Source organism: Corynebacterium sp. HMSC072A04 (assembly GCF_001809235.1).
GTDB lineage: Bacteria > Actinomycetota > Actinomycetes > Mycobacteriales > Mycobacteriaceae > Corynebacterium > Corynebacterium hiratae.
In genome coordinates this window covers 30,555-45,003 of the sequence record NZ_KV796732.1, presented here as the reverse complement: position 1 = coordinate 45,003, position 14,449 = coordinate 30,555, and the positions used below count along the sequence as shown (strand labels likewise).

Annotated in this window: 17 protein-coding genes and 1 tRNA gene; 6 read left to right on the top strand and 12 right to left on the bottom strand. The window is 61.8% G+C overall.

The window, feature by feature from the left end; all coding sequences use genetic code 11:
• Positions 1-175: 175 nt before the first annotated feature.
• From HMPREF2565_RS13275 to HMPREF2565_RS01430, 4 genes are all read right to left on the bottom strand, one after another.
• Positions 176-445, bottom strand: coding sequence for a type II toxin-antitoxin system RelE family toxin (locus HMPREF2565_RS13275; RefSeq protein WP_083298940.1), 270 nt, complete (start codon positions 443-445; stop codon positions 176-178).
• Positions 446-454: 9 nt separating this feature from the next.
• On the bottom strand, positions 455-709 hold the full coding sequence (locus HMPREF2565_RS13270; RefSeq protein ID WP_371325882.1) for a prevent-host-death family protein: 255 nt from the start codon (positions 707-709) through the stop codon (positions 455-457).
• Between the two features lie 61 nt (positions 710-770).
• Positions 771-1,514, bottom strand: coding sequence for an NAD-dependent deacylase (locus HMPREF2565_RS01435; RefSeq protein WP_070745420.1), 744 nt, complete (start codon positions 1,512-1,514; stop codon positions 771-773).
• Between the two features lie 4 nt (positions 1,515-1,518).
• Complete coding sequence (locus HMPREF2565_RS01430; RefSeq protein WP_071406767.1) at positions 1,519-2,250, bottom strand: DUF1648 domain-containing protein; 732 nt, start codon at positions 2,248-2,250, stop codon at positions 1,519-1,521.
• Between the two features lie 397 nt (positions 2,251-2,647).
• Here HMPREF2565_RS01430 and HMPREF2565_RS01425 point away from each other — a divergent pair, with 397 nt between their 5' ends.
• On the top strand, positions 2,648-2,962 hold the full coding sequence (locus tag HMPREF2565_RS01425; RefSeq protein WP_070510720.1) for a DUF4288 domain-containing protein: 315 nt from the start codon (positions 2,648-2,650) through the stop codon (positions 2,960-2,962).
• Positions 2,963-3,049: 87 nt separating this feature from the next.
• On the opposite strand, the gene HMPREF2565_RS01420 is transcribed toward HMPREF2565_RS01425, so the two are convergent.
• The 4 genes from HMPREF2565_RS01420 to HMPREF2565_RS01405 are packed head-to-tail and all read right to left on the bottom strand — an operon-like array spanning position 3,050 to position 6,156.
• Entirely contained in the window at positions 3,050-4,132 is a 1,083-nt protein-coding gene (locus HMPREF2565_RS01420; RefSeq protein WP_246819101.1) for a ThiF family adenylyltransferase, read from the bottom strand.
• A complete protein-coding gene (locus tag HMPREF2565_RS01415) occupies positions 4,129-4,548 on the bottom strand; it encodes a molybdenum cofactor biosynthesis protein MoaE (protein WP_070681565.1) in 420 nt (139 codons plus the stop codon). Before HMPREF2565_RS01415 ends, HMPREF2565_RS01420 begins: the two co-directional genes overlap by 4 nt.
• Positions 4,538-5,008, bottom strand: coding sequence for a MogA/MoaB family molybdenum cofactor biosynthesis protein (locus HMPREF2565_RS01410; RefSeq protein ID WP_071406766.1), 471 nt, complete (start codon positions 5,006-5,008; stop codon positions 4,538-4,540). Before HMPREF2565_RS01410 ends, HMPREF2565_RS01415 begins: the two co-directional genes overlap by 11 nt.
• The gene (locus HMPREF2565_RS01405) at positions 5,005-6,156 is read right to left on the bottom strand and encodes a molybdopterin molybdotransferase MoeA (RefSeq protein ID WP_071406765.1); all 1,152 of its coding nucleotides are present in this window, start codon (positions 6,154-6,156) and stop codon (positions 5,005-5,007) included. Before HMPREF2565_RS01405 ends, HMPREF2565_RS01410 begins: the two co-directional genes overlap by 4 nt.
• A gap of 40 nt (positions 6,157-6,196) precedes the next feature.
• On the opposite strand from HMPREF2565_RS01405, the gene HMPREF2565_RS01400 reads away from it, so the two are divergent.
• Positions 6,197-6,451, top strand: a complete 255-nt coding sequence (locus HMPREF2565_RS01400; RefSeq protein ID WP_010188351.1) for a MoaD/ThiS family protein — start codon at positions 6,197-6,199, stop codon at positions 6,449-6,451.
• On the opposite strand, the gene HMPREF2565_RS01395 is transcribed toward HMPREF2565_RS01400, so the two are convergent.
• The 4 genes from HMPREF2565_RS01395 to HMPREF2565_RS01380 are packed head-to-tail and all read right to left on the bottom strand — an operon-like array spanning position 6,448 to position 10,994.
• Positions 6,448-6,819 carry a phage holin family protein gene (locus HMPREF2565_RS01395; protein ID WP_071406764.1) on the bottom strand — a complete coding sequence of 124 codons (372 nt, stop codon included), beginning with the start codon at positions 6,817-6,819 and terminating at the stop codon, positions 6,448-6,450. The two genes, HMPREF2565_RS01400 and HMPREF2565_RS01395, sit on opposite strands and share 4 nt — an antisense overlap.
• Positions 6,820-6,840: 21 nt before the next feature.
• Positions 6,841-7,899, bottom strand: a complete 1,059-nt coding sequence (hisC, locus tag HMPREF2565_RS01390) for a histidinol-phosphate transaminase (RefSeq protein ID WP_046647057.1) — start codon at positions 7,897-7,899, stop codon at positions 6,841-6,843.
• Between the two features lie 10 nt (positions 7,900-7,909).
• On the bottom strand, positions 7,910-9,583 hold the full coding sequence (locus HMPREF2565_RS01385) for an alpha-keto acid decarboxylase family protein (RefSeq protein ID WP_071406763.1): 1,674 nt from the start codon (positions 9,581-9,583) through the stop codon (positions 7,910-7,912).
• A gap of 13 nt (positions 9,584-9,596) precedes the next feature.
• Positions 9,597-10,994: an amino acid permease gene (locus HMPREF2565_RS01380; RefSeq protein WP_246819100.1), complete on the bottom strand. Its 1,398-nt coding sequence runs from the start codon at positions 10,992-10,994 to the stop codon at positions 9,597-9,599.
• Positions 10,995-11,107: 113 nt separating this feature from the next.
• Between HMPREF2565_RS01380 and HMPREF2565_RS01375 the strand changes: the two genes are divergently transcribed.
• The 4 genes from HMPREF2565_RS01375 (at position 11,108) to HMPREF2565_RS01360 (ending at position 14,241) form a co-directional block, all read left to right on the top strand.
• Positions 11,108-12,262 carry a PucR family transcriptional regulator gene (locus HMPREF2565_RS01375; RefSeq protein ID WP_071406762.1) on the top strand — a complete coding sequence of 385 codons (1,155 nt, stop codon included), beginning with the start codon at positions 11,108-11,110 and terminating at the stop codon, positions 12,260-12,262.
• A 45-nt stretch (positions 12,263-12,307) separates the two neighbouring features.
• Positions 12,308-12,396: transfer RNA gene (locus HMPREF2565_RS01370), tRNA-Ser, on the top strand.
• A 175-nt stretch (positions 12,397-12,571) separates the two neighbouring features.
• Positions 12,572-13,828 carry a tyrosine-type recombinase/integrase gene (locus HMPREF2565_RS01365; RefSeq protein WP_071406761.1) on the top strand — a complete coding sequence of 419 codons (1,257 nt, stop codon included), beginning with the start codon at positions 12,572-12,574 and terminating at the stop codon, positions 13,826-13,828.
• On the top strand, positions 13,828-14,241 hold the full coding sequence (locus HMPREF2565_RS01360; protein WP_071406760.1) for a hypothetical protein: 414 nt from the start codon (positions 13,828-13,830) through the stop codon (positions 14,239-14,241). The genes HMPREF2565_RS01365 and HMPREF2565_RS01360 overlap by 1 nt, the downstream gene beginning before the upstream one ends.
• Positions 14,242-14,449 lie beyond the last annotated feature (208 nt).

Genomic DNA, 14,449 nt, shown 5'->3' with positions numbered 1-14,449 from the left:
ACACTGCTACCAAATAGCCGGTCGCAACAATTGGAGTCTTACGAGCAAGTACTGGACGGAAAGGCTAAGGAGCACGACATCGATCTAGATGTGTAAGAACTATCTTCCGATCGAAGTGGAGTATTCACCTTCTGGCAGGGTGGAACCGGTTTTGTTTATCTGAGAGGAATTTTGCCTATTTCCGGTAAACATCTCGTCGGTGAGCAACGCGCAGGACGAGCACCACGAGTTTTCCGTCTATGATTTCATAAACCACGCGATAGTGTCCGACTCGAATTCTGTACAGGTCATCTGAAGCTTTTAGTTTCTTTACTCCATCCGGGCGAGGGGTAACGGCTAAGTCTTCGATTGCAGCAAGTAGTCGCCTCTGTGTCGGCCTGTCGAGCTTGCGTAGCTCCTTGGCTGCGGATGCCTTATAGGTGATGTGATAAGTGGAGTTAGCCATAGAAGGCGATTAGGTGAGTCCGAGTTCTTTTTTGAGGTCTTCGTGTGAAATCTCTACGGCTTCTCCTCGGGCAATCTCTGCGGTCTGAACATCCTCACGATCTTCTAGTGCTTCGACTGCGCGGGCGAAAAATGAAGGAGAGACGACAAAAGCGCGAATCCGGCTTCCACGACTAGTGATGGCGACGGGCGTGTGCTGTGCTTCTTCAAGAATTTGGCTTTGAGATTGGCGGAATTGGCTGGACGCCACTGACATCGTTTTCATACAACAAATGTACATCTTGTACATTTTGGTGGGCAAGGGCCGCGGGATAGAGGGTTGCTGTTTATCCGATCCGCCCCGCTAATATGCGGGGCAGTGCCTCCGCTGCGGTGGCGGTGACCACCACGCTGGCAAGCGGCGAGAGGTCCGTGGGCTGCGGGGTGACTTCCACGATGGGGATACCGCGCGCGTGGGCAATCTGTGGCAGGCCGGCGGCGGGGTAGACCACGCCGGAGGTACCCACAATGAGCAGCGCGTCCGCGGTGGACATGCGGCGCTCGGCCTCGGCCCATTCGTCGTCGGGCAGGGCCTCGCCGAACCACACCACGCCCGGGCGCACGAGCCCACCGCACATGGGGCATTCGGGTGGCGTGATGGACTCAACTGGCTCCGACGGGAACGCGATGTCGCCGTCATACGGCGTATCGCAGTCGGTGCAGCGGAATGCGAACAAGGAGCCATGCAGGTGAACCACGTCTTGGCTTCCGGCGCGCTCGTGCAGATTATCGATGTTTTGCGTGGTCACCGTCATGCCGTGTGCGGCGGCGATTGCGCGGTGCCCGGCGTTGGGCTCGGCCCGCTGCGCCAGCTGGGCGCGCCAAAGGTACCAGGCGAACATGGGCTTAGGCTCGGTACGCCATGCGCTTATCGACGCCATCGCAACCGGATCCACGTTCTCCCAAATGCCTGTCTGCGCATCGCGGTATGTGGCGATGCCGCTGTCCGCGCTCATGCCTGCGCCGGTGAACACCTCGACGTGGGTGGCATCAGAAAGAATCGAGTGTGCGCGCTCAAACAGGTGCTCCATGCATCTAGAGTACGTCGATGAGCACGCAGAATGCTATGGATGCGCTAAGCGCGATGCCCATGCGCCACAGGTAGCGGCGGCCAGGTTCGTGCGCGGTGTTGATCTGCAGCTTCGAAGGATTCATGGGGAAGATAGCTATGCACATGGGGTCTGTGGGCTCGTTATAGAAGCCCATACCACCGGCAAAGCGGAGTGCTGTGTTGCGAACCTGTTCATCATGGTCGGTGGGAATGGATTGCACGGCCTTCGCAGATGTCAGCGTCAATCGGACGCCCTGAATCATGGTGAACACGGTGAAGGCTATCCACGCGGCCACGAGTAGAAAGCCCGAGAAGGGGATATCCGGAATGACGGTGCAGACCGTAGTGAGGCACACGCAGGCCGTCATGGTGAGGACTGTCTGGGCAATGAACGTGGCGGTCTTTCCAGTGAGCAGCTCCGCGCGCTGTGCCGTGGCCTCGGAGAACGGAAGAGCTGACTCTGCCGGTACATCCATTGTTATTCGAGCCAGCGAGATCGGCGGCACGCACAGCGGCAGCGCAATGGCGAACACAACGCCGATCCACACCAGGACCGTTGCGTTGAGGAAAGATTTGGGCTCGAAGCGGTCCGGGTTGCCCGAGCCATCGAAGTGGACCGGGATGGGATCGGGCACCGAGTCCCAACGCAGCAGCATGTACACCAGCGTGAGAGCACACACCACAGCGGTAGCGATGTAATACTGGCGGCTTCTCATGCCAGTGAGTTTACAAGGCGACCGGCCGAGGACCTCTGCGAAAGGCGTCTGGCAAATGGCATCTGTCAAAAGGCATCTCTGGGATCAAAAACGCCATTTGCGCGGGATAAAAGGCGTTTTTGGCTCTGAAAACACCTTCTGGTTGACGCCTTTTACAAGATGCCATGTGGGCAGAGGAGACTGAGTGCAGGTTTGGGCTATGCGTCGTTGTGGTCTTGCCAGGCATCGATGCTGACAAGCATTGAGTAGACGTTGCTGAAGCCGTGGGCGCGGAATGGGTCTTCATTGGAGATGTGCTTAAAGGGCGACCGGCTGAGTTTTCCGCGTTACATGGTCTGGGTGAGCAGGTAGGGTCGAGCCCAAGCTGACCAAGAACCGGAAAGGACAGTAGCCGGCAATGGAACCTTATGTTGGAATTGTCGTGATGGAGCTTGCTAAGAAGTCCAGTTCATCTGCCCAAAGCTTCTTCCGCGAGGATTTTTATCTTGTGTATGCGGAGTCGGACGAGAAGGCTCGAGAACGCGTTGAAGCGATGGCGAACGAGCAGGCCGATGGTGAGGACGTGAAGGTACGGCACATCGTGGACGTCGCGCCAGCCCTCTATGGTTATGTAGACCGCGATTGCGATCTTTACTCGCGGCACTTTGCGAACCTAGAGGACTACGAGCGTTTCGAAATGAAGCTCGGCGGAACTGACCCGCTGGCTGATTAATCGTAGACTTCGCGAAGAAACCTGCTGACTCTCGTCTGTGTTGGCCTGGCTAGCTTTCGGAAGGCTTTCGCACCGCGTGGCGTGAAGCTAATCTTCCACGCCACATTTAGCCTCTAGTTCTTCAAGAGAAATGGTCTCTAGCTCGCCTCGGTGGGCGGCGTCGGCTTCGGCCTCGAGCTCGGAGATGTGCTCTTGCCAGGCGTCGATGCCGCCGCGCAGCGAGTAGACGTTGCTGAAGCCGCGGGCGCGCAGGGCCTCGACGGCCTGGGCGGAGCGCAGGCCGCTGGCGCAGTAGAGGACGGCGAGGTCGGCGGGGTCTAGGGGCGGGTTGTGGCCAGCGAGGATGTCATCGAGCGGAAGATGCTGCGAACCGGGGATGAGGGAGGCGGCGCGCTCGGGGGAGGTGCGGACGTCGATAAGCGTGGCGTCCTCCGGGATGACGCGGATGTCCGTGGGGTTGTCGGGGCGCGCCGGGATGGCGCCGTTCGCGCGCACGGGGATGTATTCCCAGGTCCCGGCGAGGGAATCGTAGTAGCCCAGCGTGCCGATGAGCGGGGTGCCGATGCCCGTGAGGAGCTTGAGCGCCTCGACGGCTAGGGCGGAGCCGGCCACGCCGACGACCGGTCCCATCACGCCGGCCTGCGAGCAGGAGGGCACCTGCGGGTCGGTGGGGAAGAGGTCCTCGTAGACTGGGCCGTGACCGGAATGGAAGACGGTGAGCTGCGCGTCGTAGCCCAGAAGCGAGGCCCACACGTGCGGAATGCCCAGCTCATGGGCGGCCCAGGAGGCTAGGTGGCGGGAGTAGAAGTTATCGGTTCCGTCGATGATGAGGTCAGCGCCGCTCAGCTGGTCTAAGGCGGTATCGGGCGTGAGGCGCGAGAACTGCTCGACGGTGCACTCCGGGTTGAGGGCGTTCAAGGCCGAAGCGGCGGATTCGGTTTTGGGCTGGCCTACGGTCGCCGTGCTGTGGATGACCTGGCGGTGCAGGTTGGAGAGGGAGACGGTGTCGTCGTCGAAAAGCAGGATGCGCCCCACGCCCGCGCCTGCCAGGTAGAGCAGGGCAGGCGAGCCCAGGCCACCGGCGCCGATGACGGCGACGGTAGAAGAGCGAAGCTGTTCCTGTGTGGAGCTTCCCCAGAGGGTTTCCTGGCGTGCATAACGTGAGCTCATTCCAGGCCTACCCAGGTGGTGGTGTCATCGGTGTGGAGCTGTTCTTTCCAGATGGGGACTTCCGCCTTGACGCGGTCGGCGCAGGTCGACGCTGCTTCGAAGGCGTCCTTGCGATGTGCGGAGGCAGCTGCAACGATGAAGGCGGATTCGCCGATTTCTAGTGGTCCAGTGCGGTGCGCGCACCAGAGGCGGACGGCAGGGAAGGCGGCGGCGACCTCGTCGGCGACGCGCTCGATTTCCTGTTGGGCGGTTGGGTGCGCGGTGTAGGTAAGGAGTTTCACACCCCGGCCGGAGTCGTGGTTGCGTACGATGCCGTCGAATAAAACGACAGCACCCGTTTCCGGGGTAGCGATGTCGGGGGCCGTGATGGGCTCGGCGCTGATATGCGCGCCGAGCAGGCCGTAGTTAGTGCTCATTGATGCCTTCCAGCTGGTTGATGATGTGGTTGAGCAGCGGTTCAAGGACCGCGCAGCCGTCCTCGGCAGCGCCCGTGGAGCCGGGCAGGGCCATGGCGAAAGTGGACCCGGTGACTCCGGCAACCGTGCGGGAGAGTGCCGCGGTGGGGATGGCCGCCGAGTGCGCGTAGAAGGCATGGGCCAGGCCGGGCAGTTCGCGGTCAAGATGTGGGGTGAGCGCCTCGACGGTGCGATCATCTGGTGTGATGCCGGTGCCGCCGGAGGTGAGGATGACCGAGGGGGCATCGGCGAAGGCAGTGGCGAGGGCTGAGTCGATATCGGCGTCCGCGACGACGAGGGGCTGCGGGGTATCGAAGCCCTGCTCACGCAGGAAATTCACCAGGATGGGGCCGGAGCGGTCCTCGTATTCGCCGGCGGCGGCGCGGGTCGAGGCAACAATAACGAGTGCGCGTCGGGTCATGAGAGCGGGAACACCTCCACGAGGTCGCCGGCTGAAAGCTGTGTGTTAGCCGGGATACGGATAAGGGCAGTAGCACCGATGGCCTGGGACATTAGGTGGGAGCTGGTGCCGCCGAGGAAGGAGGCTTGGGCGGTGCCGTCGGAGATGCTGATAGTTCCACGGCGGAACTGCTCGCGGTTGTTGAGGCCTTCGGTGGGCTCAGTAAGGCGGGCCTGGAACGGCTCCGGGGCATGGCCGAGAACGGGCGCCAAGTAGAGGCGGAAGCTCACCAGCGTGGAGATGGGGTTGCCAGGGAAGCAGACGACGGGCACCTCCCTCAAACGCGACAGGCCCTGCGGGCCGCCGGGCTGCTGCGCCACGTGGCCGAACCAGCCGTCCTTTTCGAAGATTTGGCGGATGACCTCAAACTTTCCGTGGGAGATGCCGCCGGAGGTGACGATGACATCGGGGTGGTGGGTAATGACGGCCTCGGCGAGGTCTGCGCGAAGGGCGGAAGGATTGTCGTTTGTGCGCACGAAGCCGGCTACCTCGATGCCGTATTGCGCGGCCAAGGCCGCGAGCATCGGTGCATTGGAATCGGGGATGGTGGCCTCGCCCGTGCCACCGATTTCCGCGCCACCGGTGCAGATGAGGATGCGGGCGGGCGCGAAGGTGAGGACCTCGGTCAGGCCTTGGGAGGCGAGGGTGGCGATGGAGGGGGCGTCGAGAAGCGCGTGCTCATTGATGAGGGTTGTGCCGGCCTGGACATCGGAGCCCGCACGGCGGATGAACTGTTCAGGGGCTGCCGGCACAGTGACCGTGGCGCCCTCTTCCGGGAAGTGCGGGGGCTCGCAGTGCTCGACGGGGACGATGGTGGCAGTGCCCTCAGGGACCTTCGCGCCGGTCATGATGGGCAGGGCGGTGCCTTGCGGGAGTGAGCCCGGGGAGTCCCCCGCCGCGATGGTGCGGCCGACGGTAAAGGTGCCGCCGTGTGTAGTCGGAAGCGCATAACCATCCATCTGCGAATTATCAAAAGGTGGAAGGTTGTATTCCGCGCGGTACGTCGCAGCGGCGCGGCGGCCGAAGGCGCTGCTCAGGGGAGTGGAGACCACCCGGGGCTGCGGAAGGGCCGCGCGAACGGCGGCGAGGTGTTCCTCATAGGTGCGCATCGGGTTCCTTCCTGTCACAGAGGCTGGCATAGTGGCAACCATGGTTGATATACACTACTTTGCCGCAGCCCGCGCTGCCGCGGGGCGCGCGCAAGACACGGCGCAGGCGGCGACCTTGGGGGAGTTGCTGGACGTGTTGCGTGCTCGGCATACCGGCAGCACCGAGGCCGGCATGAGCTTTGCGGAGGTGCTGGAGCGCTGCACCTTCCTGGTGGATGGCGCGAGCGCTACCGAGGACGCCGTGCTTGCCGACGCCTCCCGAGTCGACGTCCTCCCGCCTTTTGCTGGGGGTTAATGTCGAGTTCGCAGCGGGCTGGTGAAAAAGTTCACCACGCCGGAGACAACCGCAAGCACAATCGCGCCGATGATGGCAGCGCCCCAGCCATCGATGACCAGCGAGTCCATCAGCGCGCCGACGAGGAGTAGGACCGCGCCGTTGATGACGAGCGCGAAGAGGCCCAGTGTTAGGCAGGTCAGCGGTGCGCCGAGGAAGCGGAGCACCGGGGTGACGACCTCGTTGACGATGATGAAGACCGCCGCGATGAGCAGGAAATTCTGGGTGGTCGCAGGAACGATGTCGATTCCGGGGACAATCGCTACCACGGCCCAGAAGGCCACCGCGACGGCAATGACGTTGAGTGCAAAATTGATAAATGTCTTCACAACTGCACTCTAACGCGGAAACTAGCCCTCTGCACCGAAGGCCGCGTCCCAGGCCTTAAGCAGCGTCTCGGTTTCCTCCGCCGTGGTGACGGAAATGCGCACGCCCTCGGGGAAGGCACGGACCAGGACATCATTCTCGGCGAGCTGTGCGGCGACCTCCTGCGGGGAGCCCAGCTTCGCAATGGAGTCGGCGGCGAACCAGATGTGGTTGGCCTGGGACTCCGGAACGCCAAAGTCCGCGAAGTGCTCCACCAGGCGGTCGCGCTGCTCAACGGTCTCATCGGTGCGCTCGCGTAGCTCCTTCTGGGCGGCCAACGAGGCCACCGCACCCGCCTGCGCGATGGAGTTCACGGAGAACGGGATGGCCACTTTGCTTAAGGCCTCGATGATCTCGGCGTTGCCGAAGGCATAGCCCAAACGGACACCGGCCAGGCCGTATGCCTTGGAGAAGGTGCGCAGGCCAATGACGTTGTCGTGGGTGTGGACATAGTCGGTGGCTAGCGGGACGGCGTCGTTGCGGTTGTATTCGATGTAGGCCTCATCGAGCGCCACGATGACGTCCTTCGGGACCTTGGCCAGGAAGGCGTCGAACTCCTCCTTGGTGATGATGGAGCCGGTGGGGTTATTCGGGTTGCACACGAAGATCAGGCGGGTCTTGTCCGTGATGGCAGCCGCCATGGCCTCCAAGTCCACGCGGTGATCCGCGGTGAGCGGAACCTTGACCGGGGTGGCGCCCACGACCTGCGCGAAGATGGGATAAGCCTCGAAGGAGCGCCAGGGGAAGACAATCTCATCACCGGGCACGGAGGTGATCTGCACCAGCTGCTGGCAGATGGCGGAGGACCCCGCACCGGTGGTGACCTGCTCTGGGGTGACACCGAGGTTTTCGGCGAGTGCCTTGCGGATTTCCACTGCACCCATGTCCGGGTAGCGGTTAACGTGCGCGGCAGCAGTCTCCATGGCCTTGAGCGCGCCGGGCAGCGGCTCCTGAGTTGCCTCGTTGGAGGAGAGCTTCAAGGCGTGCTCGGCATTCTTGCCGGGGACGTAGGCGGGCAGGGAGGAAAGGTCTGGTCGAATCATGTTCTCTACCTTAGGCGTTGCGGGGGCCGCGGGGCCCGAAGTCGAAATCAGCGGTCTGGGGGCCGAAGGCCTGGAGTCCCTTCGGTGCATCGAAAGGATCGAGGCGCACCTCGAGGAAGGCGCCGCGCTCTGGATGAGCGGCGATGTCCTCCAAGGCCTTGGACAATTCGCCTTCGGTCGAGGCCACGTAGGACTCCATCGTGGTGTCCTTCATGAACACCTTCGGCAGCGCCGTGTAATCCCACATTTGGATCTCGTTGTACTCGCGTTCCATGCCCAGAATGAAGCGCTCGATGGTGTAGCCATCGTTGTTGACCAGCACGATGATGGGCTTGAGGTCCTGGCGCAGGATGGTGGAGAGCTCCTGGGCGGTGAGCTGGAAAGAGCCATCGCCGATGAAGAGGACGTGGCGGCGCTCGGGGTTGGCCAGCTGCGAGCCCAGCACGCACGGCAGGGTAAAGCCGATGGAACCCCAGATGGTGGAGTTAATGTACTGCACACCCTCGGGCATGCGCTGCTGGCCCAGGCCAATATTGGAGGTGCCGGCTTCGGCGATGACCACGTCATCTTCCTGGATGAAGCCGAGCATCTGCGGCCAGATGCGCTCCTGGGTCAGCGGGGCATCCGGGTTCGGCGCGAAGGGCTCGGGCTGGAATTCCTTGGTTGCGGTTTCCTCCGCTTCCGGGATGCGGTCGAGGAGGACGTCGAGAAGCTCCAGCGTATTAATGCCCACGAAGAACTCGCCGTCAGCGTTGAGGTGCTGGTCGCCGAAGTTGTAGACGCGGGAGTCGGCCAGGTTGTGGGTGAAGGAGCCGGAGTTGACCTCGATGAAGCGCGGGTTCGTGGTGACTAGGAAGTCGGACTTTTCGATGCGCTCCTGCACGCCCGGGGCAGAGGCCGCGCCGTTATAGGTGCCGATGAAGAGCGGGTGGCGCTCAGACAGGATGGCCTTGCCGGAGGAGAGCTGGGAGTAGGGCAGCTGGGCCTTGTCGATGATGGCGCGGAACTTCTCCGTGAAACCGTGGCGGTTGGTGTCCTGGTCGATGAGGATGATCGGGTCCTTGGCCTTCGCGAGGTGCTCCAGCACGTAGTCCGCAGCGGCGTTCAGGCGCTCCGGATCGGAGGGGGCGAGCTCGGTGGAGAAAGGCTCGTCGGGGACCTCGATGGTCAGGTGAGTGATATCGGAAGGAATCTGGATGTGGACCGGGCGCTTTTCGCGCAGGCAGGTGTGCAGGGCACGGTCGAATTCCTCGACCACGTTCATGGGGGACACGCGTGTGGCCACCTCGGTGAAGGGCGCGAAGGAATCCAGCATGTTGGCATAGTCGCCGTCGGCAAGCGAGTGGTGCAGGTTCCAGCGGAACTCGGTCGCGTACTGCGGCGGCGCGCCGGCGAGGGATACTAGCGGGACGTGCTCAGCGCGGGCACCAGCGATGCCGTTGAGTGCGGAAAGCTCGCCCACGCCATAGGTGGTGAGCAGGCAGCCCACGCCCTTCTGGCGTGCATACCCGTCGGCGGCATAGGCGGCGTTGAGCTCGTTGCAGGCGCCGACGAAGCGGATGCCCTCGGAGGCCTCAATCTGCTCGAGGAAGCTCAAGTTGAAGTCACCGGGAACGCCGATGATTTCGGTAATGCCGATGGCTTTGAGGCGGTCCAGGATGAAATCACCAATGGTGGTCTGCATGAGAGGGTCCTTTCTACTTGGTTCGTGCGTCGTGGCGCTTCTTGCCCAGCCAGATGAGGGCCAAGGTCACAACCCAACAGGGTAGGACAATGGCGCCGGTGCGGTAGTCGGGCAGCATGAACATCAAAGCGATGACAAGAGCGAAGAAGGCCAAGCACAGGTAGTTAGCGATGGGGTAGAGGGGCGCGCGGAAGGCGGCGTTAGGGCAGCGCTTGCGGAAGTTCAGGTGTGCAAGGGCGATGGCGGACCAGGAGATGAGCTCCGCGCCAACGATGATGGCGAGGAGAACAATCAGGATCTTGCCCTCGAAGAGGAAATTGAGCAGTACCGCCGAGCCCATGAGCAGGGAGTTGAAGAGCAATGCGCGCACCGGTACGCCCTTGGCACTGACGGAGTTGAAGAAGGGCGGGGCCTGGCCGCCGCGGGAAAGATCCCGCAGCATGCGTGCGCCGGAGAAGGTCATGGTGTTGAACACAGAGACGGCGGCGACGAGCACGATGAGGTTGAGGCCCGTGGCGGCGGCTGTAATGCCCAGGGTGCTCAGCGCGCGGACGAACGGTGAGGTGGAAGTATCGAGTTCATTCCACGGAGCGAGCAGCACGATGATACCGATGCCGCCGACGTAGAAGATGAGAATGCGCCAGATGACGTTGTTGATGGCCTTGGGCAGGCTCTTGGCGGGATCCTGCGCCTCGCCCGCGGCGGTGCCGATGGAGATGATGCCGCCGAAAGAGAAAATTACGGCGACGAGGGAGAAGAGCACACCGGCGGCACCGTTGGGGAAGAAGCCGCCGTGCTCGGTGATATTGCTCAAGCCGAGGGCGGGCTCCGGGGTGAGGCCGAAGACGATGGCCGCGCCGACGACGATCATGAGGATGAGCGCGACGACCTTGATGAGGGAGAGCCAGAACTCCGCCTCGGCGAAGGCGCCGACGTGCACCAGGTTGATGGCGGTGACGATGACGAGCGCGACGAGGGCGGTGAGCCAGTGCGGGATGCCGGGGAACCAGAAGTCCATGATGGTGCCCGCGGCGGTGAGTTCCACCATGCCGACGACGATGGTGGTAAACCACCAGTTCCAACCGGTGACAAAGCCAGCGATGGGCCCGATGTATTCGCGGGCGTAGGCGCTGAAGGAGCCGGCGACGGGGTGCTCCACGGCCATTTCACCGAGCATGCGCATGATGAGGAAGATGATGAAGCCGCCGATGGCGTAGGCGGCGATAACGCCGGGACCGGCCTCCTGGATGGAGGCGCCGGAGCCCAAGAAGAGGCCCGTGCCGATGCACGAGCCAAAAGCGATCATTTGCAGGTGGCGCGACTTCATGCCGCGCTGCAGGCCGTCGTCTGCACTGGCGTTGTCGCTGGCGACAACGTCCTGTGCCCTGACGGAATTGTTGGTTGTGGTCATGTAGACGCCCTTCATGAACGTATATCTGTGACGTGAGTCATTGAACTGTAGGAGATTATGACGCACCACAGTTTTGTTTGTCACTAGACAATATTCGGAAGTATCTTTGACATATGTCAAAAGTGACACCCCCGCAGCTGACGAGCATCCAGGATATCGTCGACGAATGCGCCCAGATCCTGCAGCGCTCCGTTGAGGTGACCACCCCCGCCATCGCGGTGATTGCGGCTAGTGCGCAAATCGGTGCCATCGATAAGAACCGGGCGGCCTCAATTCTTAATCGCACCCCGCCCCCGGAGCCCATCCCGTGGATGCTCAGCTTCGGCATCCAGGAGGCTGTGCTGCCGGTACGCCTGCCCGCCAACCCGCGCTATGACATGCTGCCCCGCGTGGTTATCCCTCTGCGGCACGAAGACCGGCTGGTGGGTTATTTGTGGGTTATTGATGAGCCCGCGCTGGGCGACGCCCCCTTGGTCCGCCTCGGTTCGCTAACAGCTCCGCTGGCCAGGCTTATCGACGAACGCGATGCTCCCCTCGCCGCCCGCGCCCAGCAGCTCGGGGAGCTGGCCCGCGAGGTGCTCACCGGTGATCCGGCCGCGCTGGCGGGTGCCCGGGAGCGCGATCTCTTACCCTCCGACGGCGAGCTGACCGTGCATCGCGTGCTGGTGGAAGGCGATCAGCGTGCGGTGGCCGTGGAACTTGCCCGCCCGTTGGTGCGCCGGCCCTTTTTGGTCGCGGACTCTCATGATTCCCTCGTGCTCATTGAGTGCCGCCGCGATGACAAGGACACCGAGGCTCTCATGGAGGAGCTGCAGAGTGCCGCGCTTGTCACCGGCGCTGAGGTGGTGGCGCGTGGCTCGGCGCCGACGGCCCCGCAGGCGCGACTCATGGCGGACGTGGCCAAACTCTGCGGCCAGGATTCGCTGCGCTGGGAGGAGGCCGGTGCGTGGCGGCTGCTGCGCGGGTGGGAGCTGACCCAAGCAACGGTGGTGGAGATGAGCCCGGATGCCGCCGTGCTTCTCGACGACCCTCGCAACTCCTACTGGCAGACCCTGCTGACCTACTTTGAGCATTCCCGCAACGTCTCTGCGACCGCCGCTGCACTCTACATTCACCGCGCCACGCTGCACTATCGCCTCGACCGCGTCCGTGAGATTCTCGGGCCCGGCGTGCTGGATGATGGCTGGCGCTGCGCGGCTCTCTACGTTGCCCTTAAGCTGCATGCGGCGCTTCAGGGAAAGAATAGGGAAGCCCCATTTTGTCCCTAGGGGAAGCGCTCAGGTAGAGTGATGGACGATTCATTGCGAATCGCTGGAGACGTGCCAGAGCGGCCGAATGGGGCTCCCTGCTAAGGAGTTGACTTACTTGCGTAGGTCCGGAGGTTCAAATCCTCTCGTCTCCGCAAACAGCATTTCCCCTGGTGAGTGTTCACCGGGGGTTTTGTTGTATCTGTGCTGGTCATTGGCATGATACTATGTTGCCACAGGTGGCCATGAGTTGCCACTAGTAGCACTCACTACGCAACAGTTACGCAACAGTTGCGCAAGACCTGGCCCCACGAAAAAGGGACATAAGACATGGCACGCACACGCCGCACTCGTAGCGATTGGGGAACTGTCCGCAAGAAGGGCCGGAGGTTCACCGCACAGTACACAGGCCCGGATGGGGCTAGGCACACCCCCGGTCGCTCATTCGAGACGCGCACAGACGCTCGTGGCTGGTTGGCAAAAGAACGTAAGTTGATTGACCTAGAAGAGTGGACACCACCAAAGCAACGCCGCGTGCAAGAAGAGATAAGCGCGGAGACTGTGGGGGAGTGGATGGATAGGTTTCACGAGTTGCTGGAGCAGCGCCCTGAGCCGCCCCGTAAGTCCACCATGCAGAACTACAGGCGCGTTACCCGCGTGCGGATTACTGAGCCGTATGGCTCAGGCGCGGACGATGTGGACGTGTGCCACCTGAAGGATGTGCGCCTGGTGGAGCTGACTAAAGCAGACGTGTACCGCTGGTGGGATGGTGTGCAGCGCTGCTATCCAAAGGCCCGCACGATTAACCAGCAGGCCTATAAGCGCCTTAAGGCCGCGTGTGCTGAAGCCGTGCGCCGTGAGATGCTCACCGTTAACCCGGTCGATGTTCCAGACGCTGGCAAGAAAGTGGCCACTAAAGAAAAGTACTTGCCGGAAGATTGGGAGCTTAAGGCAATTCTGAAGCACATGCCTGCCCGCTATAAGGCCCTAACCTCCCTCGTGCTTCACCACGGGTTGAGGATTGGTGAGGCCCTGGCCCTGGAGGCTGAGGATGTTCACGTGGAGTACTTGCCCGCCCCGTGGATGCCGCGTGTGAGTGTGCATGTAAAGCAGAACGCACAGCGCATTACGGATGGTGGAGGCAACCACATGGAGGTGCAGCCGCCTAAGACTAAAGCGGGGTACCGTGAGGTGCCGATTATGAGTGCGGATGTGCCCTACTTCCTGGAGCACCTGGCCCTGTATGTGCCTGCTGAGTCAACTGTGTTGCGTACTGCTGCTGGAACCCGTCGCGCCCGCCTGTTCACCACCACCAACACGGGGCAGTTGATGATGGACACGAGTTATCGCAGTGCCCTTGCCCGTGCGAAAGAGAAGGCCGGGGTGTGTGACGATATTGATCCGCATTGTGGGCGTAACTGGTTGATTACTCGTTTGGCTGAGCAGGGCGCGCACTTGAAAGAGATTGGCACTCTGTTGGGGCAGGACGATGTGGCAACAATTTTGGATGTGTACATGAAGGTTCGTGCCGGGCGCACAACCTCGTTGATGGAGAAAGTTAACGCAACCCTGGGAGGTGCAGCGTAATGGCTAAGAAAAAATCTGAGCGATATCGTGACAGGTCGTTTGTCGGGACGTTGCGGGTTACGGATGGTGACCGCATTCTAGGGGATTTGAATGTGGGCAAGTTGTATACGTGGGTGAGGGACGCAGATGGATATTTGGTTCGGGAGATAGTAGGAGGGGGAGAGTCTCTTAGGGCCGATAACCGCCCTCATATCGTGGATGCAAGCTCTGCTGATGAATATAGGTTCAAAGTGATGGCTGAAACGGAGAAGCGGGAGCGCAGGCCGCGCACAATTAGGCAGGATGGGCCGCATATACAGTTCCCTGATTTTTCGATTCGAGCTGAGAAGCTGCTGCCCATTGTCCAACAGGCGCTTAACGGTGGGATGCGTGAGATTGAGTACTCTAACCTGCGCCGTCTACTAGGAATGTAGTTTCTGGCCGCACATGGCCCCGGTTGGTGTATGCTGACAACTATCCAGCTTGCAAGTGCGACCCGTCTACTAAAGCAAGCCGCCGTAAGGGATTGAACAAGTCACCGACAAGGTTAGCGTGCGGATAAACGGGGGATGGTGGAGTTTCAACTACCCATGACAGGCTAAATGGCCTGGAGTGCAACAAGTGCCCGATTCGTTGGGGCTA

Coding starts and splice junctions, on each gene's coding strand:
- HMPREF2565_RS13275 (WP_083298940.1), bottom strand. CDS start 445: ATGGCTAACTCCACTTATCACATCACCTATAAGGCATCCGCAGCCAAG.
- HMPREF2565_RS13270 (WP_371325882.1), bottom strand. CDS start 709: ATGAAAACGATGTCAGTGGCGTCCAGCCAATTCCGCCAATCTCAAAGC.
- HMPREF2565_RS01435 (WP_070745420.1), bottom strand. CDS start 1,514: ATGGAGCACCTGTTTGAGCGCGCACACTCGATTCTTTCTGATGCCACC.
- HMPREF2565_RS01430 (WP_071406767.1), bottom strand. CDS start 2,250: ATGAGAAGCCGCCAGTATTACATCGCTACCGCTGTGGTGTGTGCTCTC.
- HMPREF2565_RS01425 (WP_070510720.1), top strand. CDS start 2,648: ATGGAACCTTATGTTGGAATTGTCGTGATGGAGCTTGCTAAGAAGTCC.
- HMPREF2565_RS01420 (WP_246819101.1), bottom strand. CDS start 4,132: ATGAGCTCACGTTATGCACGCCAGGAAACCCTCTGGGGAAGCTCCACA.
- HMPREF2565_RS01415 (WP_070681565.1), bottom strand. CDS start 4,548: ATGAGCACTAACTACGGCCTGCTCGGCGCGCATATCAGCGCCGAGCCC.
- HMPREF2565_RS01410 (WP_071406766.1), bottom strand. CDS start 5,008: ATGACCCGACGCGCACTCGTTATTGTTGCCTCGACCCGCGCCGCCGCC.
- HMPREF2565_RS01405 (WP_071406765.1), bottom strand. CDS start 6,156: ATGCGCACCTATGAGGAACACCTCGCCGCCGTTCGCGCGGCCCTTCCG.
- HMPREF2565_RS01400 (WP_010188351.1), top strand. CDS start 6,197: ATGGTTGATATACACTACTTTGCCGCAGCCCGCGCTGCCGCGGGGCGC.
- hisC (WP_046647057.1), bottom strand. CDS start 7,899: ATGATTCGACCAGACCTTTCCTCCCTGCCCGCCTACGTCCCCGGCAAG.
- HMPREF2565_RS01385 (WP_071406763.1), bottom strand. CDS start 9,583: ATGCAGACCACCATTGGTGATTTCATCCTGGACCGCCTCAAAGCCATC.
- HMPREF2565_RS01380 (WP_246819100.1), bottom strand. CDS start 10,994: ATGACCACAACCAACAATTCCGTCAGGGCACAGGACGTTGTCGCCAGC.
- HMPREF2565_RS01375 (WP_071406762.1), top strand. CDS start 11,108: ATGTCAAAAGTGACACCCCCGCAGCTGACGAGCATCCAGGATATCGTC.
- HMPREF2565_RS01365 (WP_071406761.1), top strand. CDS start 12,572: ATGGCACGCACACGCCGCACTCGTAGCGATTGGGGAACTGTCCGCAAG.
- HMPREF2565_RS01360 (WP_071406760.1), top strand. CDS start 13,828: ATGGCTAAGAAAAAATCTGAGCGATATCGTGACAGGTCGTTTGTCGGG.